The sequence below is a fragment of the Chitinophaga sp. Hz27 genome, from assembly GCF_042263525.1.
In the GTDB taxonomy this organism is placed as follows: domain Bacteria; phylum Bacteroidota; class Bacteroidia; order Chitinophagales; family Chitinophagaceae; genus Chitinophaga.
In genome coordinates this window covers 69,452-90,495 of record NZ_JBHKFJ010000007.1, presented here as the reverse complement: position 1 = coordinate 90,495, position 21,044 = coordinate 69,452, and the positions used below count along the sequence as shown (strand labels likewise).

General features: G+C 43.8%; 18 protein-coding genes. 14 read left to right on the top strand and 4 right to left on the bottom strand.

What is annotated here, in order from left to right; genetic code table 11:
* The first annotated feature begins 52 nt into the window (after window positions 1-52).
* Window positions 53-997 carry an NADP-dependent oxidoreductase gene (locus ACE38W_RS17300; protein ID WP_375832559.1) on the top strand — a complete coding sequence of 315 codons (945 nt, stop codon included), beginning with the start codon at window positions 53-55 and terminating at the stop codon, window positions 995-997.
* A 79-nt stretch (window positions 998-1,076) separates the two neighbouring features.
* The gene (locus ACE38W_RS17295; RefSeq protein WP_375832558.1) at window positions 1,077-2,015 is read left to right on the top strand and encodes an NADP-dependent oxidoreductase; all 939 of its coding nucleotides are present in this window, start codon (window positions 1,077-1,079) and stop codon (window positions 2,013-2,015) included.
* A gap of 204 nt (window positions 2,016-2,219) precedes the next feature.
* Here ACE38W_RS17295 and mgrA read toward each other — a convergent pair whose 3' ends face one another.
* Window positions 2,220-3,215 carry an L-glyceraldehyde 3-phosphate reductase gene (gene mgrA / locus ACE38W_RS17290; RefSeq protein WP_375832556.1) on the bottom strand — a complete coding sequence of 332 codons (996 nt, stop codon included), beginning with the start codon at window positions 3,213-3,215 and terminating at the stop codon, window positions 2,220-2,222.
* Window positions 3,216-3,436: 221 nt separating this feature from the next.
* Between mgrA and ACE38W_RS17285 the strand changes: the two genes are divergently transcribed.
* Window positions 3,437-4,189 carry a response regulator transcription factor gene (locus ACE38W_RS17285; RefSeq protein ID WP_375832554.1) on the top strand — a complete coding sequence of 251 codons (753 nt, stop codon included), beginning with the start codon at window positions 3,437-3,439 and terminating at the stop codon, window positions 4,187-4,189.
* 354 nt (window positions 4,190-4,543) lie between these two features.
* Here ACE38W_RS17285 and ACE38W_RS17280 read toward each other — a convergent pair whose 3' ends face one another.
* Window positions 4,544-5,461 carry an acyl-CoA desaturase gene (locus tag ACE38W_RS17280; protein WP_375832552.1) on the bottom strand — a complete coding sequence of 306 codons (918 nt, stop codon included), beginning with the start codon at window positions 5,459-5,461 and terminating at the stop codon, window positions 4,544-4,546.
* Window positions 5,462-5,621: 160 nt separating this feature from the next.
* Between ACE38W_RS17280 and ACE38W_RS17275 the strand changes: the two genes are divergently transcribed.
* The 8 genes from ACE38W_RS17275 to ACE38W_RS17240 all read left to right on the top strand — a co-directional run bounded on the left by ACE38W_RS17275 (window position 5,622) and on the right by ACE38W_RS17240 (window position 13,738).
* Window positions 5,622-6,197, top strand: coding sequence for an HdeD family acid-resistance protein (locus tag ACE38W_RS17275; RefSeq protein WP_375832550.1), 576 nt, complete (start codon window positions 5,622-5,624; stop codon window positions 6,195-6,197).
* Between the two features lie 95 nt (window positions 6,198-6,292).
* Window positions 6,293-8,914, top strand: a complete 2,622-nt coding sequence (locus tag ACE38W_RS17270; protein ID WP_375832548.1) for a M1 family metallopeptidase — start codon at window positions 6,293-6,295, stop codon at window positions 8,912-8,914.
* A 116-nt stretch (window positions 8,915-9,030) separates the two neighbouring features.
* Complete coding sequence (locus tag ACE38W_RS17265; RefSeq protein ID WP_375832546.1) at window positions 9,031-10,491, top strand: cobyric acid synthase; 1,461 nt, start codon at window positions 9,031-9,033, stop codon at window positions 10,489-10,491.
* 6 nt (window positions 10,492-10,497) lie between these two features.
* Window positions 10,498-11,520 carry a pyridoxal phosphate-dependent aminotransferase gene (locus ACE38W_RS17260; protein WP_375832544.1) on the top strand — a complete coding sequence of 341 codons (1,023 nt, stop codon included), beginning with the start codon at window positions 10,498-10,500 and terminating at the stop codon, window positions 11,518-11,520.
* 283 nt (window positions 11,521-11,803) lie between these two features.
* Window positions 11,804-12,697 carry an SDR family NAD(P)-dependent oxidoreductase gene (locus tag ACE38W_RS17255; RefSeq protein ID WP_375832542.1) on the top strand — a complete coding sequence of 298 codons (894 nt, stop codon included), beginning with the start codon at window positions 11,804-11,806 and terminating at the stop codon, window positions 12,695-12,697.
* A 176-nt stretch (window positions 12,698-12,873) separates the two neighbouring features.
* Window positions 12,874-13,170, top strand: a complete 297-nt coding sequence (locus ACE38W_RS17250; RefSeq protein ID WP_375832541.1) for a hypothetical protein — start codon at window positions 12,874-12,876, stop codon at window positions 13,168-13,170.
* Window positions 13,171-13,176: 6 nt separating this feature from the next.
* Window positions 13,177-13,464: a DUF6881 domain-containing protein gene (locus ACE38W_RS17245; protein ID WP_375832539.1), complete on the top strand. Its 288-nt coding sequence runs from the start codon at window positions 13,177-13,179 to the stop codon at window positions 13,462-13,464.
* Window positions 13,465-13,513: 49 nt separating this feature from the next.
* A complete protein-coding gene (locus ACE38W_RS17240) occupies window positions 13,514-13,738 on the top strand; it encodes a hypothetical protein (RefSeq protein ID WP_375832537.1) in 225 nt (74 codons plus the stop codon).
* Between the two features lie 53 nt (window positions 13,739-13,791).
* Here ACE38W_RS17240 and ACE38W_RS17235 read toward each other — a convergent pair whose 3' ends face one another.
* A complete protein-coding gene (locus tag ACE38W_RS17235) occupies window positions 13,792-14,478 on the bottom strand; it encodes a uracil-DNA glycosylase family protein (protein WP_375832535.1) in 687 nt (228 codons plus the stop codon).
* Window positions 14,479-14,513: 35 nt separating this feature from the next.
* Entirely contained in the window at window positions 14,514-16,646 is a 2,133-nt protein-coding gene (locus ACE38W_RS17230; RefSeq protein ID WP_375832533.1) for an ATP-binding protein, read from the bottom strand.
* Between the two features lie 221 nt (window positions 16,647-16,867).
* Here ACE38W_RS17230 and ACE38W_RS17225 point away from each other — a divergent pair, with 221 nt between their 5' ends.
* The 3 genes from ACE38W_RS17225 (at window position 16,868) to ACE38W_RS17215 (ending at window position 20,883) form a co-directional block, all read left to right on the top strand.
* Window positions 16,868-18,127 carry a YdcF family protein gene (locus ACE38W_RS17225; RefSeq protein ID WP_375832531.1) on the top strand — a complete coding sequence of 420 codons (1,260 nt, stop codon included), beginning with the start codon at window positions 16,868-16,870 and terminating at the stop codon, window positions 18,125-18,127.
* A gap of 135 nt (window positions 18,128-18,262) precedes the next feature.
* Window positions 18,263-19,834 (top strand): alpha,alpha-trehalase TreF, encoded by a 1,572-nt coding sequence (gene treF, locus ACE38W_RS17220; protein ID WP_375832529.1) that lies wholly within the window; start codon window positions 18,263-18,265, stop codon window positions 19,832-19,834.
* A gap of 251 nt (window positions 19,835-20,085) precedes the next feature.
* A complete protein-coding gene (locus tag ACE38W_RS17215) occupies window positions 20,086-20,883 on the top strand; it encodes a DUF2490 domain-containing protein (protein ID WP_375832527.1) in 798 nt (265 codons plus the stop codon).
* Window positions 20,884-21,044 lie beyond the last annotated feature (161 nt).

Sequence of the window (21,044 nt, the reverse complement as noted above, 5' to 3'; positions counted from 1 at the left end):
GATTTTGATTAATGAGGTAGTATTAATTTGCTTTCATTAAAATAATTGTTCTATGAAAGCAGTGATACTAAAAGATTTTGGAGAGATCGATAATCTTGTTTTGGCAGATATTCCTGTACCTGAGATTGCAACAGGAGAGGTGCTGGTAAAAGTAAACACCCTGAGTATTACCCCCGTTGATGTGAAAACACGTGCTGGCGGAGGTGTGGCTAAGTTCCTGAAAGATATACATCCCATCATTCTCGGCTGGGATATTTCCGGAACGGTAACTGAAAGTAAATCGTCTGCATTCAAAACTGGTGATGCTGTTTTTGGAATGGTTAATTTCCTGGGCCATGGAAAAGCCTATGCAGAATACGTAGCCGTACCTGCCGATCAGCTGGCGCTGAAGCCTGATATTATTTCCCATGAAGAAGCTGCTGCAGCTACCCTGGCAGCATTGACGGCCTGGCAGGCGCTTGCTGCCGCCAGCATACAACCTGGCCATAAAGTGCACATACACGCAGCGGCAGGAGGGGTGGGGCATTATGCCGTGCAAATAGCGAAGCAACTAGGTGCTTATGTAATCGGTACTTCCTCTGCCAGAAATAAAGAGCTACTGCAGCAACTGGGCGTAGATCAGCATATCGATTATACCACGCAACCACTGAAAGCGCAAGTCAGTGACCTCGATTTTGTACTCGATACTTTAGGTGGCGACAACATCACCACTTCGCTACAGGTTATCAAACCCGGTGGTACCCTGATTAGCCTGCCAGGCGCTTCTGAAGCTATTATCGCAGATAAATCAAAAGGCTATCCGGTGAATGCCAGCTATATCCGCGTACAATCCAATGGAAAAGACATGCAACAAATCGCGTCATGGCTAGCTGAAGGAAAGTTGAAATCAATTATCGCAGCTGTATTTCCTTTTAAAGAAATCGGTAAAGCACATCTGCAAATAGAATCAGGAAGAACTGCCGGAAAAGTAGTGGTGAAATTAGATGAGCGTATTTAATTACATAATTATGGAAAATATGTACAGGTAAATAAGGTTGTCGTCTGTATAAATTTGCTTTCATAAATTATTTATACAGATGAAAGCACTAATTTTAAAAGACTTTGGCCCCGTAGAAAATCTGGTGATCAAAGATATACCTACCCCTGAAATCAACGCTGGTGAAGTACTGGTAAAAGTAAAAGCTATCAGCATAAATCCAGTAGACGTGAAAACCCGTTCCGGTAGCGGTTTTGCAAAAGTCTTGAAAGAAACAGATCCAATGATTATAGGATGGGATATCTCCGGTATAGTTGTCGCCAGCGAATCCCCCTTGTTTAATGTCAATGATCCTGTATTTGGAATGGTCAACTTCCCAGGTAACGGGAAGGCCTATGCGGAATACGTAGCGGTGCCCGCAGATCAGCTGGCCATCAAGCCAGATAATATTTCTCATGAGGAAGCCGCTGCTGCCACACTGGCCGCCCTCACCGCTTGGCAGGCAATAGTCGGTAACGGAAATATCCAGCCCGGTCAGAAAGTGCTGATACATGCCGCTGCCGGCGGTGTTGGACACTATGCCGTGCAAATTGCAAAAGGTCTGGGCGCCTATGTAATCGGTACCTCCTCTGCCGCAAACAAAGAAGTACTGTTGGGATTAGGCATCGACCAGCACATAGATTATAATACACAGCCACTCAAAGACCATGTTAACGGTATAGACTATACGCTGGATTCCCAAGGACTCCAATCCGTGGCCACCTCCCTGGAAGTAATGAAGCCCGGCGGAAACCTGATCACCATCAGCGGCGGAGCATTGGAAGGTACAACGGAAATGGCTAAACGTTATCAGGTAGACGGGAAGTTCATACTGGTTAACTCCAATGGCAAAGATATGCAAGACATCGCCTCCTGGCTGAAAGACGGCAGGTTACGCTCCATCGTAGCCGCAGTATATCCTTTTGATGAAATGGGTAAAGCACACCTGCAAGTAGAAACCTGGAGAACAGTAGGAAAGGTGGTTGTAAGGGTAGATTAATACACTATTATTAAATTAAGAAGGTGTCTCAAAATTAATTGTCAGCGGCAGGGTATCTTCTCTACAGCAAGCAGAGATCAGTTCTGCAAAATGAATACAGATAAGCGAATGGTATATATTCAATTATTGCTGTAAACAATACATCTGTCAACTGTTTCAGTTTGATATTATTTTTGAGACACCTTCTTGTTTTTTTATTAAAAATTATCCTAAAATATTTTCAATAGCAGAAAGCTCGTCAGCGCTAAACCTGCGATTTTCCAATGCCTGCAGGTTATCATCCAGCTGCTTAACAGAACTGGCGCCTATTAGCACGGTAGTAATTCTGCTGTCTTTGAGAATCCACGCCAGCGCCATTTGCGCCAGGGTTTGACCACGTTGCGTAGCCAGTTCGTTCAGGCGTTGTACCTTATTGATCTTCTCAGGTGTAATATCTTTTTCCTGCAGGAAACCAGATGGTTTGCTGGCCCTGGAACCTTCTGGAATACCATGGAGATATTTGTTGGTCAATAATCCTTGTGCGAGTGGAGAAAAAGGAATACATCCGACACCGTTAGCCTCCAATACATCCAGTAAACCATTTTCTACCCATCTTTCAAACATACTATACTTGGGCTGGTGAATCAGGCAAGGAGTGCCCAGCGATTTCAAAACTGAAATAGCCGCCGCGGTTTGTTCTGCGGTGTAATTCGATAAACCCACATACAGTGCTTTCCCTTGCTGAACAAGGTTATGCAGCGCGCCCATTGTTTCCTCTATCGGCGTTTCCGGATCCGGACGATGACTATAGAAAATATCTACATAATCTAAACCCATTCGCTGTAAGCTCTGGTCTAAACTGGCAACCAGGTATTTCCGCGAGCCTTTGTCGCCATAGGGCCCTGGCCACATTGTATAGCCAGCTTTAGTGGAAATAACTAATTCATCTCTGAGATGACCAGTAAAATCTTTCTTCAAAATACGCCCGAAATTTTCCTCTGCACTACCTGGCACAGGACCATAATTATTGGCTAAATCAAAATGTGTAATACCATTATCAAAAGCATGGCGTATAATACTACGGCCATTTTCGAAATTGTCGATGGAGCCGAAGTTATGCCAGAGACCCAGCGATACTGCTGGTAATACCAGACCGCTTTTACCGCAGCGCTGATAGGTCATTTTATTATAGCGGGCCGTATCCGGTGTATAGTGTGACATGTGGTTAAAATTTTGCCCAAGATAAACGCTAATGACGAAAATAAAAAGCTGGTACGCAGCTCTTGTATGAATGAATAAAATGATTATCTTGGTTATACAATTAATACCAACACCGACTATTCCTGAATTATCCGAAGAGCAACTGTTCTGAAGCGTGGCCTTATACGTATTACCAACTACAGGTACCAGCCTGATCTTACGTCACTATTTATCCGCCGTTTATGGAACTTGTTACTACAACTGATATTATCGATGTATCCTTACACGAAAAAAATGGCATACTAGCTACTAACTGGGCTACCTGTGCTACCGCAGAAGAATATATTGCCGGTATTTCTGCCTTTAAAGAAGCCTATATGCGGGTGCTGCCCAAACATACGCTTTGGTACAACAACAACTGTGAATACTCCATTACACCCGATCTCCAACACTGGACAGACTCTTTCCTGAATGTTGCGGCCATCAAGGCTGGCTTTGACGGGAAGGTAGGCATCGTAGTAGGTGATAACATGCTGCACCTGTTGTCTGTGGCTAACTTGTTTGAAGAAGGAGAGGCTAACGTAAACTCCCGGTTTTTTAAAGATCCGGAAGAGGCAATGCAATGGCTCCTTAAGAGTAATAAACGTACTATTGCACAGCCTCCGCAAATTAAGGTCAGGAGCCTTTCTAAAGGACAGTCTGAAATAACCTTGCAGATCGCAAGTGAAGAGCTCAATGAGTACATTTTCCTGCTAAACCGTATGCTGAAAAGCTCCCTGTTTAAAATGGCCCATGCAGAGCAATTCCATTCTTTATCTGCCAGAGAAAAAGAGATATTTCAATTGATCGTGCGTGGACTCACTAATCCTATGATTGCTGCGCAGCTATATATCTCCATAGATACAGTCAAAACTCATCGTAAAAATATTATGCAAAAGCTGAGGTGCAGAAATGTGCAGGAATTGCTACACTATGCTATTTTTGTACAGCTTTGAAAATCACCCCTTGGCGGTATTGTCTTATCAATATTATTTTTACATCTTGCAACTGTAAATGCGGAACTACAGCACCTTGTATCAACCTGAATAATCAAACGCGAATCAAATATTCTTAATAACTGTCATTTAAAATTATCATCTCACGATACACTTCATGGCTTAAATTATCTGGAAACAATTTGTAATTGTTTGGTAGATATGATTTGCAGATTGTTTTCTTCTTTCGCCGTTCGTCTGAAAAATAATATTAATCGTGTAGTGTATTGTTGGTTAGCCTCAAGTTATAAGCAGACAAAAAAAGGTCGTGTCTACTCCTTAGACACGACCTTCCTTTTTATATTTTGTGAGAAACTAAGCTCTTACATCTTCTACAGATCTGCCGTCTCTTACTTTGCTTTTATCAATTTTGTTGCTTTCTCTTACTTTAGCCGGAACAGGGCGTATTTCCCATACGATACCGAACAGACTTAATGTTTTCAACACATAGTAGCTGATGTCGATCTCCCACCAATAGAAGCCTTGACGAGCCGCGCTCTGGTAGTAGTGGTGGTTGTTATGCCAGCCTTCACCCAGGGTGATTAAAGCCAGCCATACGCTGTTACGAGACTGGTCACCAGTTTCATAACGTTGTCGTCCGATTTTATGCATCAAAGAGTTGATAGTGAAAGTACCATGATACAGGAAGATAGTGCTGGCAAAGAAACCAATGAACAGGGTAGATAAACCTGCATGCCAGTCGAACCATCCGGTACCATTCACTTTGTTACCTACGAAATACACGGCAATAGCCAGGATTACTGCAGGCACCATATGCCATTTGTTTAGCCAGAATAATTCTTTCGCTTTGTGATCTTTGATCAGGTCAAAGCGAGTAGGTTTGTATTCAGGGCCCATGATCCAACCTATATGCGCATACCAGATGCCATATACATTTGCAGAGTGTGGATCTTCTGGCGTATCACTATGTTTGTGGTGAATACGGTGATTGGCTGACCACCATAAAGCGCCTTTCTGTAAACTGCTCTGCGCACCACCTGCAAGGATAAACTGGAAGAATCGCGACGTTTTAAAAGCACGATGCGAGAAATACCTATGGTATCCTGCGGTCACAAAAAACATGCGTACTACATACAATGCCGCACATAAAATCCAGTCGAACGCTGTTGTGCCGGTAAAAAACGCAAGGAAGGGCACCAGGTGTATGCCCACGAAATCTGCTTGATGCCACCAAATTGGTCGGCCTCTCTGTTGCTTAATCGCATTATTCATCTCACAAAGATAGTTTCCAAGAATCGTTATTAATATGATTTAAATCAGCTGCCGCAAAATTAAGGTTTTCAGCGCTTTCCACGAGCTTTCGCTGAACATTTTACAAACGCGTGTGTTAGACCTTTATGTAAGCCTCGATTTTTTATTAAAAAAATAAATTATGTCTAACCTCTTATCTACTATTCGCAGCAACGTGAAATACTGGTGGTTATATCTGATCAATGGTATCATATTCATAATAGCCGGGTTCATCGTTTTCTCCAACCCATTCAGCAGCTATGTCATTCTAAGTATATTCTTTGCCGTTACCCTCTTTGTGACAGGGATCGCCGAAATCTCTTTCGCAGTAAGCAACCGGCAAAATATGTATGGCTGGGGATGGTCGCTGGCGTCTGGTATTATCGACGTAGTTGTAGGTTTCATGCTCATGATTTATCCGGCAGTAAGTATGGCAGTTATCCCATTGTTTCTGGGTTTCTGGTTCCTCTTTCGTGGCATCAGTCTCATCGTATTCAGTATCCAGCTCAGCATGGAAAAAATACCTAACTGGGGCTGGCTCCTCATCGGTGGCATACTCCTCGTAATGGTATCCATTTATATTCTTGATAATCCTACCATTGGCGTCGCCGCCATACTGGGTATCCTCGCCGCTGGCTTCTGGATGGCAGGCGTGTTTAGCATCATCTTCGCTTTCCGCCTCAGACGTGTGAAAAAAGAGTTAAAAAATCTCGTATAATTCTTACTGATTTCTCTCTATACAAAAAAGGGCAGCGTAAGCTGTCCTTTTTTTATTATCTTCCAATAAACATTAAAACATCCTCCATCGTAACGATGAAATTAAAGTTCTATCCCCTTACGCTGCTATTATTATCTTCAGTCCTGCAGCCAGCTTTAGCCCAGTCAAAATTCGACCAGCACGAAGCCTTTGCGCCCATATTTTACACTTCCAATGGCAACGAATACCGCAACGCTGACGGAAGCCCCGGCCCAGCCTACTGGCAAAATGCTGCTGACTACAACATTAAGGCTACGCTGGATACGGTTCAGCAACGCATTACCGGCGCCGTAACGATTGCTTACCACAACAATAGCCCAAGCGCTTTACCATATCTCTGGCTACAGCTGGATCAACAAGCCTTTACAAAGGATTCCCGTGGTACTGCCACCCAGCTTGGCATGACAGCCCGCCTTTCCGGAAACGGCTTCACGAATGGCTTTGAAATCAAAGATGTGACCATCATTACCAATGGCAAAGCCTTAAAGGCAAATTATCTCATCACAGATACACGCATGCAACTACGATTGCCTGCTCCTTTAAATGCAAAATCAGACCTGCAAATAAAAATAGATTATGCATTTACTATCCCAGAAGATGGTCAGGACCGTATGGGGCGTATGCACTCCACCTATGGTACTGTTTATACTATCGCGCAATGGTATCCGCGTATAGCCGTTTATGATGATGTATTAGGCTGGAATAATCTGCCATACCAGGGCAATGGTGAGTTCTTTCTTGAATATGGTAATTTTGAATACGATATTACCGCACCAGCAAATATGATCGTTGTGGGGTCCGGTGAACTGACAAATGCCACAAAGGTTTTGAACAGTGAACAATTAAAACAGCTAAGTCTGGCCACACAAAGTGATAAAACGATTTCCATTCGCGACGCTGCTACCGTAAAGGCGAAAACATCTGTCCAAGGTCTCAAAACATGGCATTTTTCCATTAAAAATGCCCGCGATGTTGCCTGGGCTGCCTCCACAGCCTTTATCTGGGATGCTGCCAAAGTAAACCTGCCTGATAATAAAAAAGCACTGGCCCAATCGGTATACCTGGTCGAAAACGCCGACAGCAACGGATGGGGTAGTGCAACTGCATATACCAAAGCATGTTTGGAACATTATTCCAAACAGTGGTTCCCCTATCCATATCCGGTAGCCACCAATGTGGCCGGCCGCGTTGGTGGTATGGAATATCCTGGTATCGTGTTCTGTTCCTGGCAAGCTACCACTGGTGGCCTCTGGGGCGTTACCACCCACGAATTTGGCCATACCTGGTTCCCTATGATCGTTGGCTCCAATGAAAGGAAATATCCCTGGATGGATGAAGGCTTCAATACCTTTATTAACGGCATATCCACACAAGCCTTCAATCATACTGAAAATAAAATTGAACCAGTCCAGGTCAGCCCTTTACATCAGCCCAAAGAGGCGCCTATCATGACTAGCCCTGATGTGGTAGCCAATAGTTACCTGGGCGTTTCTGCCTATTATAAACCTGGTATGGGTCTGGATTTGCTGCGAAATGTTATTCTCGGACCTGAAAGATTTGATTATGCATTTCGCCAATATATCCGCAACTGGGCCTATAAACATCCAGCACCGGACGATTTCTTCCGCAGCATGGAAAATGGCGCTGGTGAGGATCTTAGCTGGTTCTGGAGAGGATGGTTCCTGCATAGCTGGAAACTAGATCAGGCTATTAAAGGTGTCAGCTATGTGAATGATGATCCAACCAAAGGTGCTTTGATATTTATCGATAACCTGGAACAGCTGCCCATGCCTGTTATCATCGCCATCAAACAGGCCAATGGCAAAACAGATACCCTGCATCTGCCTGTTGAAATATGGCAGCATGGTAGTAGTTATGCTTTGCCCTATCCTTCTGATACAAAGCTCGTAGAAGTAACACTGGACCCACTTGGCGTCCTCCCGGATGAAAACAGAAGCAATAATTCCTGGAAAATACCCGATATGACCAGACAAGTACCTGTTGGTATAACGCCAACGGATATACTGCGTAATTATATTAATGCCTGTGGCGGTATGGAAAAGATGCAATCCTTAAAGGACGTCTCTTTTACATTAAGTGGAGAATCTGTAGGCGTAAAGGTATTGACGACCACCAGAGCAAAATTTAAAGATGGCTATCTTTTTTATAGAGAAGTATATGTACCTGCCCAACAACAAACGCTTTTTCTGACCCGCATTCAAGGCGATAGCATCATGATGATGAAGAATGGTAAACTAATCAGTCTTTCTGGTGCTGAGAAAGGGGTGGAGATGGACAAGCAGATGATCTTCCCGGAATACTATTATCTTGCCAATCCGGATATGGTGAAGCTGGAACTCGCACCCACAGAGGGAAATATCAATGGCGTCGCTGCATATGTACTTTCTGTTGCTACCAGCAACGGTGTTGTTTTTCGGAATTACTATGATGAAAAAACGGGTCTTAAACTCAGAAGTCAACTCCTTACTACTGAGGAAAATACGGGTAGTAATGTAACCACCGACTATGGCGACTATCGTGAGGTGGATGGCTTTAAAGTGCCATTCAGGTTGATTATGGAGGCTGGTGGTAAGCAACGCCGTAATGAAGTGACAGAAATAAAATTTAATCAGGGTCTGAGCAAGGAACAGGTTTGTCAAAGCGCCTTTAATAAGTAACTACACTATCTGATTTACCTGCATGCATCTGATATAACGGAACAACTAATGAAGGGCTTTGTGTGCTTTGCCTCATATGCATCTTTGCAAGCAAAAACCTCCCTACATTTGCGATCATGAAGAGTATCATGTTTACGGGAACAGCTTCCGATGTAGGGAAAAGTGTGATTACGGCTGGTTTCTGTCGGATTTTTTTGCAAGATGGTTATCATCCTGCTCCTTTCAAAGCGCAGAATATGTCGCTCAACAGCTATGCCACGCCAGAAGGACTGGAAATAGGCCGTGCGCAGGCAGTTCAGGCGGAAGCAGCAGGTGTGCCTTGTCATACCGATATGAATCCTGTATTACTCAAACCCGTATCAGATATAGCTTCTCAACTGGTGCTTCATGGAAGTCCTGCGGGCAATCGCACTGCCAGCGAGTATTTCAGCGTGCCGCATAATAATGCTTTATTTAAAGAAGTAACGCTGGCTTATGATAGGTTGGCGGCCAGATACAGCCCAATTGTGATGGAAGGGGCGGGCAGCATCAGTGAAATCAATCTCTGGTCAAGAGATATTGTTAACATGCGCATGGCCCATCATGCTGATGCAGCCGTGTACCTGATCGCGGATATAGACAGGGGAGGCGTTTTCGGTAGCATCTATGGCACCTTGGCGCTGTTGCCACCAGAACATAAAGCGTTGATCAAAGGTATTATCATCAATAAATTCAGAGGAGATATCACCCTGTTCGATGATGGCCGCCGCCAGTTGGAGGAGCTGACAGGTGTGCCGGTAATAGGCGTGGTACCTTACTTTCGTGATATACATATAGAAGAGGAAGATACAGTGACGCTTCACACGAAGCAGCGCCGGAGCGCCGCCGGGAAAGTGAATGTGGCCGTGGTTTTGCTCAGACATATGTCTAACTTCACCGACTTTGATCCACTGGAAAGATATCCTTCCGTTAATCTTTTTTATACAGATAATCCAGTGGAGATTACCAACGCGGATATCATTATTCTGCCAGGCAGTAAAAGCACTATAGCAGATCTGGTAGCCATTCGCAATAATGGTACAGCATCGGCAGTATTGCAGGCCTACCAGCAAGGCAAGGTAGTCATTGGTATTTGTGGCGGTTATCAGATAATGGGCGAATGGATCGCTGATCCGGAAGGCATTGAAGGTGAAACGGCCGCCGTTCCAGGTTTGGGCATATTGCCGGTATCTACCATAATAAAAAACAGCAAAACAACAGAACAACGTCATTTCAGATTTACAGACCAGGAAGATGCTTGCAGCGGATATGAAATTCATATGGGCGATACCGTTAGTAAAGCACCCAAACCCTTGAATATACTGGCTGACGGCAGTACAGACGGTTACCTGCAATCGCCTAAATGCTGGGGTACCTATATGCATGGCATCCTTGATAATGACGTGGTTGTAAAGTCATTACTGCAACAAACAGGCAAAGACCCGGACCTTTCTTTCGATTATCATCAATGGAAAGAAGAACAATATAATAAATTGGCTGACCTGCTTCGTGAACATCTTGATCTTTCTGCTGTTTATAAGACGTTGAAAAATCAATAAGTGCATATGAAACCAGCGAATGGAGAAGAGGGTATCAGTATGCCCCGTAAAATAACCGCAGATTTCAGCGAGAATACCTTGTATAGTGGCTTGACAGCTGGACTGAAAAACCACCTGGCAGCGAGTCTGGATACAATTTCCCATTATCCCTCACCAGAAGCAGCACCATTGCAACAAGGGCTGGAAAAGGAATTGGGACTTCCTCCAGGATCCGTTATGGTCACCAATGGATCTACACAGGCCGTATACCTGATCGCACAATTGTTTGCCGGCGCCACTACCACTATCATTGCACCTACCTTTTCCGCCTATGAAGCCGCTTGTAAGGTGTTTAAACATCAAATAAGATTTCTCTGGTGGGATAAGCTGGAAGATGGCATCAGGATAGATACGGCCCTGGTGTTTATCTGCAACCCCAATAATCCCGGTGGACAAGTAATACAGGAATCAGCGCTTCAGCGATTGATCAACGCCAATCGTAAAACCATTTTTGTGGTAGATGAAGCCTATATTGATTTTACCAGGGAAACAAATACGCTGGTGCCACATATTCACCGGCTGCCTAACTTGCTGATATTGCGTTCACCTGCCAAGGTGGCCTGCTGTCCTGGTATTCGCCTGGGTTACGTTACCGGTCAGAAGGCGCTCATTGATAAGTTAAGGGCTTTCCGGGCGCCATGGACTACCAACCAGCTAGCCATAACAGCAGGATTATACATCCTCGACCATCCAAAGGAATTTGCCTTTAAACTGGACGATCTGCTGGCAAATACTTTTCAGCTCCGCGAAAAAATTAAAGCCATGCCGGAGTTTAAAGTCTATAGTTCTTATACACATTATTTCTTATTTGAGACTTTAACTGGTACAGCAACTGAACTGAGGTCGTGGTTGCTGGAGAAATATGGCATATTGATCAGGGATGCTTCCGATTTTGAGGGACTAAGCTCAGGATTTTGTAGAATTGCATGCAGAAGTGAAGAAGACAACAAACTTTTAATAACCGCTTTGAAGAAATGGAGTCACCTGTAGGTGCCGTATATTCTTAAACGTTATATGAGGTGTTTTGCTTTACTGTATTATATTTGATAGTTTTTGTGAGATGTATTACCCGTAGATTAAATGATATATTTTTTTCGGTCAGATATCTGTATACCGGCTACTGGCGGGGTTTTTATCTCAAAAAAACTATTCTACTGAACTAAAATTATGCTTGAAAAGTTATAGCTTTAAGTAAGATTAACCCGGCTGGATACAATGTTTGTAACAATAACCGTGTAAGTCTGATCACGAATCTTATCAATGTAAATTATCAATGTTTAATCCAAAGTATCCTGTAGTAAGCATTCTGGGTTGTGGTTGGGTAGGAAAGCCACTGGCCGTTCATCTTGCATCCATCGGATATAAAGTGAAAGGCTCCCGTACCTCTGCAGAAGGAGTAGCAGAGTTGAATGTACTGGGTATTGAAGGCTACCAGGTAAAGCTGAAAGAAAACGGTATAGAAGGCGATAACCAGGGTTTCTGGGACGCTGATGTCATCATCATCGATGTGCCGCCTCGTATGCAACGTGGCGAAAATGCATTTGTACAGGAAATGGAATTTCTCGCAAAGAAATTAGAAAGTACCCGTATCAGGCATGTCATTTTCGTAAGCTCTACCTCTGTTTATCCAAATATAAATGACAAGGTATATGAAGACTGTACTATACTTCCTGACAAGCCCAATGGCCTGGCCCTGCTGAAAGCAGAGAAGGAGTTTTTAGGAAAGCCTGATTTTTATACCGTGGTACTGCGTTACGGCGGACTCGCCGGTTACGACAGGTTACCTAATTCACAAAAGAAAATCAATGATCCAAGAGCCCAGGATACGCCGCTAAACCTGATCCATCGTGTGGATTGTATAGGGGTGATTGAAAGGGTATTGGAAAAAGATATCTGGGGCGAAATATTCAATGCATGTGCCAGCGGCCACCCGCTGCGTTTCAGCTACCATTGTGCAGCGGCAACGTTCTTCAACATGCAGCGCCCGCGAAGGAAACAACCGGAAGATGATACCTATAAAATTGTAACTAACACGAAGATCAAACATATGCTGGGCTATACCTTTAAATACGATAGCCCCTTACAATTTTTTGAGGAAACACCTCCCAAATCCTTTACGGAAATACTCAATGACCTGGATGTGCTGAAAATTAGTACAAGCGATTGATCTGAAGATAATATAGCCACTGGATAACATGGTGTAGAAAGACAAAGGCATGGCAGTTTTTAACATAAAATTTTGGGCTATATGTGCGAAATATTTTTTAAATTGTTAATGCCTTTGTCAACAATATTTTATCTGCACAAACAACTGCAGATGACCAACAACTAAACCTTTATACCGTGTTCACTTATTTATTGTTCGCTTTAGCGGCAGTATCCTTACTGGTAGTATATTACTTCAGAATGCTGAACAGAAAGAAACCCGTTCCTGCTGCGTTGCGCTCTGCTGCTATCCTCAAATTTAATAGCTATAAGTCTTTTGGGATTATGGCTACTATCCGGTTCAATGATACCGGCGCGCCTAATGTGGGCGACCAGATAGAGCAGGAGGGCAACACCTACAGGATCAAAGGGGTGATTGTTGAAAGTCCCCTGCAACACGACCAGGTATGGGAGTGTAAGCTGGAAAAAATGTAGTCATCCATGCAATATGTCAAAATTTACTGGCTGCACCGTGAGGAAGATGAAGCAGAAGTTCAACTCATTGAGCTGGATGAACTTCGCTTTGAGTGCAGAAAAATAGAACTCTATCCAGACGGTACTTTTGGCATCGCTAACAGCAACTTCAACTTCGGAGGCACCGCCCTCAGCGATCAACCATTGCCTCAACTGGAAAATCTCGGCAACGATCATGATCTTGTCGCGGAATCCATTTCCCATGAAGGATTCGAAAATACCTGGTACCGATACTATAATTTTCTTACCGTTTAATAACAGCTGGCCCAGGGTTTGCTATATTATACGATAAAATATTTCGTATATGCAGCCTTTTACTATTCAAACCCCCTCCGGCAGCTTCTTCGTGAAATCCGCCGGAGTAGCAGCTGACGACCGCTTCATCGTTGACGTTTTCGGTGAACAGGTACTCCTGGAAAAAGATGATGATGGCTACTTAAGAGCCTCCGGAGCTACTTTCGCCGGACATAGACTCAATATGGGACTGCTCAATATGATCGCTGATAGTATCGGTAAAGCAATAGCCTAGCAGTAAGTGTAGCCAGGCCTCCACAATCCGGGATAGACTGTTGCTCCCTGCTGCTATTGATGTGCAGCAAATGCATCCAGGTATTTCTGAACATAGGCTTGCTTGGACTTAGACTTATACTGCATGACAAACCGCGGATGCTCCAATGCTACTACCTCTTTAAAAAATTGATGCTCCGCATTTAACCCCTGCAAAAATGTTGCATTTTTGCCTGTGCCCATACAATAGCAAACATCCTGGCTAATCGGCCAGCTTAGTTGTTCCTTTATACTCTTAATGATAAATGGTAATGCCGACTTAGTCAATGCGGCAGAATCATAGTAGTTGTAGTTGATGACCTTATCACCTTTATCTGCTGTAAATCCAAGCGGACAAACAGAGGTAATATAGAATTGCTTGTAAAATTTCTCCGGGCCGCCGTAAGCGTTAATCACATCATATACAAACACAGAGGATGGCTCATGGGTCTTGAAGTCGGTGATCTCCAATCCCACCTGCTTCATACGGGTAGTATCTGTAAAAGGAACGCCCGTAGACCCGGATCCAAGGCGCCCGGGATTGATACCCAGTATCATCTGCCTGGGTTGATTATCGCTATAAAATTGCTTATAAAATTTACTCATGATATCCACGATTTCCTTTTTCTCGCGGAATGGGTTCATGACATGGATACCTGCAGGCAGCTTCCCTTCAAAATGTAAGGATTTATTAAATGCAATAATACGATCGGCCAGTGTCAAGGTGTTTCGGTTTGTTCCCTGTTAAGCTACGCAAATCAGGCCATCACACCAAAAAGCTGTAGCTTTTCCTGTATGTCTACGTCACGATAAGGTTTCATGATATAATCGTTGAAGCCGGAACGTAGGTATAGCGCGAGGTCTTCTTCCATCACATTGCCAGTGATGGCAATGATAGTAACGCCTGCCTTCTTTTTGTCTTCCATACTACGTATATGCGAGGTGAGCGCAATTCCATCCATGCCTGGCAGGTCAATATCTGTTAATACAATATCAAAAGTATATTCTTCAAACAGTGCCAGGGCTTCTTCTCCATTGCCTGCCAGCTTGTAATAGACCTGCATTCTGTCCAGCATCATTGAAAGCAGTTTTTGGTTTAATACACTGTCTTCCACAACGAGTATGCGTACTACCTGGTTGTTATTATTAATTGCCGTCTGGTTAATATTTACCGGCACTGTAATTTTCCTGGTGGCAGGAGAATAAACGATTGGCTCGTATTTAATTTCGAAATAGAAGGTAGATCCTTTGCCATGGATACTTTTAACGTATATCTTTCCTTCGTGGAGGTCAATGATTTTTTTAGCGATATGGAGTCCGAGGCCACTACTGTTAGGCCTGAAAGAGGCGTTGTTATCTGCGGATGCCTGTGTAAATGCGTCGAAGAGCTGAGGGAGGTCGCGGTTATGTATGCCGATACCTGTATCCGTTACGGTTACTTCCAGGAGACAGCTGCCATTTTCCATGGTGCGCATCGCTGCAGTGATAGTGATGGCGCCTTTATCTGTGTATTTGATAGCGTTGGCTACCAGGTTGGTGATGACCTGTTTTAAGCGGAATACATCGCCGGAAACCTGCAGGGTAGTAGGAAAATAGATGTTGACCGTTACCTCCAGCGATTTCAGTTCTGCCTGTACCTGTAGTACCTGGCAAACCTCTTCTATGGCTGATCTGGGTGAAAATTTCTCTTGCTTTAATACCAGCTTATGGGTTTCTATTTTCGTATATTCCAGTACGTTATTGACTACCTGCAATAGCATTTCTGCGCCTGTTCGTATAGCCGCCACCGTTTCAGGCTTATATTCCCTGTTCAGCTGCTGGCTATAGCCTAATATAGACTGAATCGGGGTTCTGAGTTCATGACTGATCGTGGCTGCAAACTCTGATTTTTGTCGTGCCAGGCGTTCCGCCTGCTGAGTAGAACGAAGCAGGGCAAGGTCGTAGCGGTATAAGCGCATGATGCCGTAAACGATAATGGCCGCGAGCAGGAGTATGAGTGGTATTTCCCAGTATCCCTGTTGTCTGATTTTTTCCAGGGAAATATTAGCGCCCGACCGGGCTTGGGTTCGTGCCGCGCTGATGGCGGTTTGGGTAGCATCGTTGGCTTGTTGAAGCAATTCCTGTATGGCAATAAACAAGCGGTTGCTGGATGCTACCAGGTCAGCTTCGGCATTATTCATCCGGTTCCGGGTTCGGGAGGCTTCCACATAGAGCTGGTCATATTTTGCCTGCATCGCCTGAAGCTGGTCATTGGGAATGCCACGGGGCGTCTTTCCTGGTGTATGTTTTATGATGGCAACCTTATGTGTTTGTTTGGTATCCGCCTTATTGGCAATGGCATCACGAATTCGCCCGAAGAGTTTCTTTTTACTTTTAGTGGCTGTTTCCTGGGTGCTGATGATCGTATCTACATGCACTTGCGTGCGAGTATTTGCCTGTGGCTGAACGCCGGTAGGCACAGTAATATTTTGCCATTCAGTTTCCAGTTGTAATAATGAATCCAGACGCTGGCTACAATGTGTAAATATTTCCATCTGCCTAGCCTTACTCGCGAGTAGAGTGCTGATAGCATAAGGTCCTTGATCTGCCAGGGCGCTATCCAGTTCTGCTTTTACGCCTTTCAATGCCTGGTGGTAGCCAGTGAAATATTGCTGATCGTAAGTAACAGTATAAAGTCTGAAGTTATTATCAGCCTGGTACAGCAATTGTGAAGCCTTATTGAGGTGTGGGCTGCTGTTATCTTTTATGGACAATTCATTTACTATACTACCAATTCTTTCTGAAGTACGCTTACGCATATATATCATCAGAAATAAAGTGGTTAGTATAACTACCAGTAATATGAGTACCCCAAAACGGACAAAAGTTTTCTGCTCGTGGTTATGATACATGGATGTTGGCTACTATCGTGATTTTGTTGGTACAAAAGTAAGCTATTTATATGGTTGATTTACAATTGATTTAAGCTGTAATCCTTACTGGTGGAGTGTTTTGGATATTAATCGTATATGTATTAGCGTTAAAAATGTATTATATTTTTTTATTAAATTAAGAAATGAACAAATCTGAAAAAGAAATGTTCTAATAATGTATATTATCAGTAATCTTGTATATGTTTAATTTTCGGAGATTATTAGTTGTCTGTCTTTTCGTTAGCGGAACCCCAGCCTTGGCGCAGTTGTCGCCACCAGACCCTCACTATAGCTTTTTTGCCGGAAACAATGTTGTGCAGGACAGGAACTTTTACCTGTTTACATTGATGGAGAAAATGCCGGCAGTCAGGAAACTGGTCGCACAGGATACCCAGCTGCAAAAAATCACGAAAGAATATAATAGCAGGTTGGCAGGGCCGGTACCTGCAGGAAAGAATGATGCAGATGATCTGGTAGCGCCTTTCTATTTTTCCAATGATGCGGTGGCGGGCATCAGCTATCGCCTAAATCATCTGCTCATCACTAACCAGGCTGCCATGGCGCCATTGATATTTGCCATGCGCAATAGTGGCCTTTTTCAACTATATAGCCGCGAAAGCGATACCACCTTATTGACAATGGCCTGGCAAGACGCCGCAAGAGGAATTAACTATATACTTCGCGCCTATACGGAAAACAAAGGTTTCCGATATCCCAACATCGATTCTGCAGCCTATTATGTAAAATCGCCAGCCTACTATGCGGGCGTAAATGGTATTCTTGATAAATTGCAATCCGCCGATAATCAGGACAATCTCTTTTTTGAGCCTTCACTGGACCTGGCCATGGCATTGCTGGTATTCAACAAACATGATGAAGCTGCCAGGTATGAGCCATTGTCTAATATCAACAAAGATCCATACGCGCGGATAAAAAAACTTAACTGGAAGAAATATAATTATAGTGTCATCCTCATACTGGGGGCAGGTCCTGGCAACAAAGACAATATCAGTGATCCAGGAAAAAATCGCTGTAAAAGTGGTGCCGCCATGTATAAAAGTGGCGCAGCGCCATTTATCGTTGTTTCCGGCGGACATGTTCATCCTTTCCTCACGCCGTTTGCAGAAGCCATTGAGATGAAAAAGTATCTCGTAGATAGTCTGCAAGTCCCTGCTGATGCGGTGATCGTGGAGCCTTACGCGCGCCATACCACCACCAATATCCGTAATACCAACCGTATCGTGTTCCGTACAGGTATGCCGGTAGATAAGAGAATTTTATGCGTATCTGATAATATGCACCTTACCTACATCAGCACCCGACTGTTTGAATTACGTTGCCGGCAGGACCTGGGCTATCTGCCTATGAAGAAAACGATCAACGTAAGTGAAACCAGTATTTCCTATCTGCCGGACCTGAATTCTTTACAGGCCGACAGCCGTGATCCGCTGGACCCTTGATATTCAGGCCTTATCTTTTTTTTCGATACACTACACGTAAGGCTGTATTCCGCAAGGAATACAGCTTTTTTTTGCCGGAGATAATTGGTTATTTTCGTATTGCCAGGCACGTTATAACCCGAAAATCAATTCCAGATGAAAACAATCCTCACGGCTTTTCTGCTGATCATTTACCTGCAATTACCTGCACAGCAGGGCACTCCCCGAACCATCTATCCGGGATTGTTTGAAGATATTCAACTCAATCGTATTTATCCTGATGGCAAAACATTTCCAGACCTCAAGCCTAAGATGGCGCCTGCCGCTATTATGGATGCCTGGATAGCCGCTAAGGACAAACCCGGATTTAACCTTAAAACATTTGTGGATAATTACTTTGAGATGCCAGCATCACAGGCACACCCTTATCATAGTGATATAAGGGCAGGCATCGAACATCATATTGATACGCTATGGTCGGTGCTGCGCCGTGATCCTGCGCCTGATGGCAGTATTTCGCTTATCCCATTGCCACATCCCTATATCGTGCCTGGTGGCAGGTTCAGGGAAGTATATTACTGGGATTCTTATTTTACCATGTTGGGCTTACATACTGCTGGCAAAGAGGAGATGGTAGAAAATATGATCAATAATTTCGCATGGCTGATAGATACACTGGGCTTCATTCCTAACGGTAATCGCACCTATTTCCTTACCAGAAGTCAGCCTCCGTTTTTCTCAATGATGGTTTCTCTTTTGGAGGAGTCTAAAGGAACTTCCGTATATGCACATTACCTACCGGAATTGCTAAAAGAATATGCTTTCTGGATGCGCGGTGCTGATACGTTATCCAAAGGTAATGCAGTGGCTCATGCCGTGAAATTGCAGGATGGGCAGGTGCTGAATCGCTACTGGGATTTCAGTGATCAGCCAAGAGAAGAATCTTATCGGGAAGATGTTTTGGCTGCACAACAAACCAGTCAGGCTCCTGCTACCTTTTATCGTAATATCCGCGCCGCCGCCGAATCCGGATGGGACTTCAGCAGTCGTTGGTTTACAGACCCGCAGCAATTGACCACCATCCACACTACGGATATTATTCCTATCGATTTGAATGGGTTGATATATCATTTGGAATTAACGATTGCCAAAGGCTATCAACAAAAAGGAAAGGCTGATTCGGCATTGGTGTTTAAGAAACTGGCTGCCGCCAGGAGACAGGCCATTATCCGGTATTGCTGGAATGTACGGAGCGGCTGGTATTTCGATTATGACTGGAAGCGGCAGAAGCAAACAACCGCTGTTACCATTGCTGGTGCTACGCCTTTATTTTTTGGTATGACCAATGCTACGGCCACGGCTAAACGAATGGCATCTTTTATACGTCAGCAATTGCTGGCACCAGGAGGCGTAATGACGACGCAGGTAAGCAACCATCAGCAATGGGACGCACCCAACGCCTGGGCGCCGCTACAATATATGACCATCAAAGGACTCCGCAACTATGGCCAGCAGACATTAGCAGATACCATTGCCAAACGCTGGACTGATCTCAATATCACCGTTTTCAATCATACCGGAAAACTCTTGGAAAAATATAACGTCTCCGATATCCACCTGGCAGCGGGTGGGGGAGAGTATCCGCTGCAAGACGGTTTTGGATGGACTAATGGCGTCTTACTACAATTACTACTATCACCTAAGATGAATGTTCTAATAAAGAAATAGAGGATATGTCGGGTTTTCGAACAAGGAAGTCCTGATTTGTACTATATATTCCAACGCAGAGGCTTTAATTTAGCAATCATGTTATTTTATTAACTATACAGATAGATGTACGTGTGGTAATGTGAATGGAAGAAAAACGTATGCTTACCTTAACCATATAGCCTGAAACATTGGTACAGTGAACAATGATGCCCGTGTGGCTGCTTCTCAGCAGGCATGCGCCGCATTTCTATTTGTTGTCAACCGTAAATATGAGAAGAAAAGCCAACATTTCAATTGCTATATTTTTTTTCCTGTTATTATGTTTGATTGTGCCTGCATATGCGCAATTAAGTCCGCCGGGCCTGGGCAAAGCCAACACTGCTTTCTGGATGGCGCTGGGTATGCGTCAGCCATTGGATACCGCTGGCAAAGTGGAATCGCTTACCTATGTGGGATTGGGTAGAACCAGTAACCCAACAGGTGATGCAAATCCATTACATAATCAAGCTATTCTGGTGTTGAACCAGGAGTTTTATCATCACTACAGAAAGAGTAAAGAGTTTTCGTATGCCCTTAGTTACCGCCGGCAGAACAATTATGAAGCAAGTTATCCTTATCATCATGAGGAGCCTGCCTATGAGCAGGAATTCCGCCTCTATGGCCGGTATGCGCTGACAACCAATGTGAGGCATCTTACATGGAAGAATACCCTACGACAAGAATTCAGGAAATTCTTTACACCGGATTTTAAAACTGCAGATGAAGATTTTCAATTCAGAACAAGAATAAAATCACAGTTGAGTATTCCGCTGAATACTATCAATCATAATAAGCTGAGTACAAGTGCGGAAGTTTTGTTTTCCATAAGCAAGGAGCATGAGTCGGATCATTGGGATAATTATGGCTATCGCGAAACCAGGTTTACTGTTTATTATACTATGCATCCAAAACATCTTCCTTTTACTGTTGATATTGGGTATATGAATGATTTGCTGGGTACCGGGCATGATATCACAGACGTGCATTACATGGCGGTGGATATTATCTGGGAGGGAAAAAAACATTAGCAGACAGACATGGCAGTTTTATGCAGAAATAGCATCTCACAGACATAATATTATATATTGATTAAAATAAGTTCATTTTCCAATCGTCTCCTTGTATATGCTATAGATTTTACTGAAATTCGAGCTGCCATTTACAACTATCCAGTAGCTTTTCCGTTATA

Bases quoted from the DNA above. Each gene is read 5' to 3' on its own strand.
- ACE38W_RS17300 (WP_375832559.1), top strand. From the start codon at position 53: ATGAAAGCAGTGATACTAAAAGATTTTGGAGAGATCGATAATCTTGTT.
- ACE38W_RS17295 (WP_375832558.1), top strand. From the start codon at position 1,077: ATGAAAGCACTAATTTTAAAAGACTTTGGCCCCGTAGAAAATCTGGTG.
- mgrA (WP_375832556.1), bottom strand. From the start codon at position 3,215: ATGTCACACTATACACCGGATACGGCCCGCTATAATAAAATGACCTAT.
- ACE38W_RS17285 (WP_375832554.1), top strand. From the start codon at position 3,437: ATGGAACTTGTTACTACAACTGATATTATCGATGTATCCTTACACGAA.
- ACE38W_RS17280 (WP_375832552.1), bottom strand. From the start codon at position 5,461: ATGAATAATGCGATTAAGCAACAGAGAGGCCGACCAATTTGGTGGCAT.
- ACE38W_RS17275 (WP_375832550.1), top strand. From the start codon at position 5,622: ATGTCTAACCTCTTATCTACTATTCGCAGCAACGTGAAATACTGGTGG.
- ACE38W_RS17270 (WP_375832548.1), top strand. From the start codon at position 6,293: ATGAAATTAAAGTTCTATCCCCTTACGCTGCTATTATTATCTTCAGTC.
- ACE38W_RS17265 (WP_375832546.1), top strand. From the start codon at position 9,031: ATGAAGAGTATCATGTTTACGGGAACAGCTTCCGATGTAGGGAAAAGT.
- ACE38W_RS17260 (WP_375832544.1), top strand. From the start codon at position 10,498: ATGAAACCAGCGAATGGAGAAGAGGGTATCAGTATGCCCCGTAAAATA.
- ACE38W_RS17255 (WP_375832542.1), top strand. From the start codon at position 11,804: ATGTTTAATCCAAAGTATCCTGTAGTAAGCATTCTGGGTTGTGGTTGG.
- ACE38W_RS17245 (WP_375832539.1), top strand. From the start codon at position 13,177: ATGCAATATGTCAAAATTTACTGGCTGCACCGTGAGGAAGATGAAGCA.
- ACE38W_RS17240 (WP_375832537.1), top strand. From the start codon at position 13,514: ATGCAGCCTTTTACTATTCAAACCCCCTCCGGCAGCTTCTTCGTGAAA.
- ACE38W_RS17230 (WP_375832533.1), bottom strand. From the start codon at position 16,646: ATGTATCATAACCACGAGCAGAAAACTTTTGTCCGTTTTGGGGTACTC.
- ACE38W_RS17225 (WP_375832531.1), top strand. From the start codon at position 16,868: ATGTTTAATTTTCGGAGATTATTAGTTGTCTGTCTTTTCGTTAGCGGA.
- treF (WP_375832529.1), top strand. From the start codon at position 18,263: ATGAAAACAATCCTCACGGCTTTTCTGCTGATCATTTACCTGCAATTA.
- ACE38W_RS17215 (WP_375832527.1), top strand. From the start codon at position 20,086: ATGAGAAGAAAAGCCAACATTTCAATTGCTATATTTTTTTTCCTGTTA.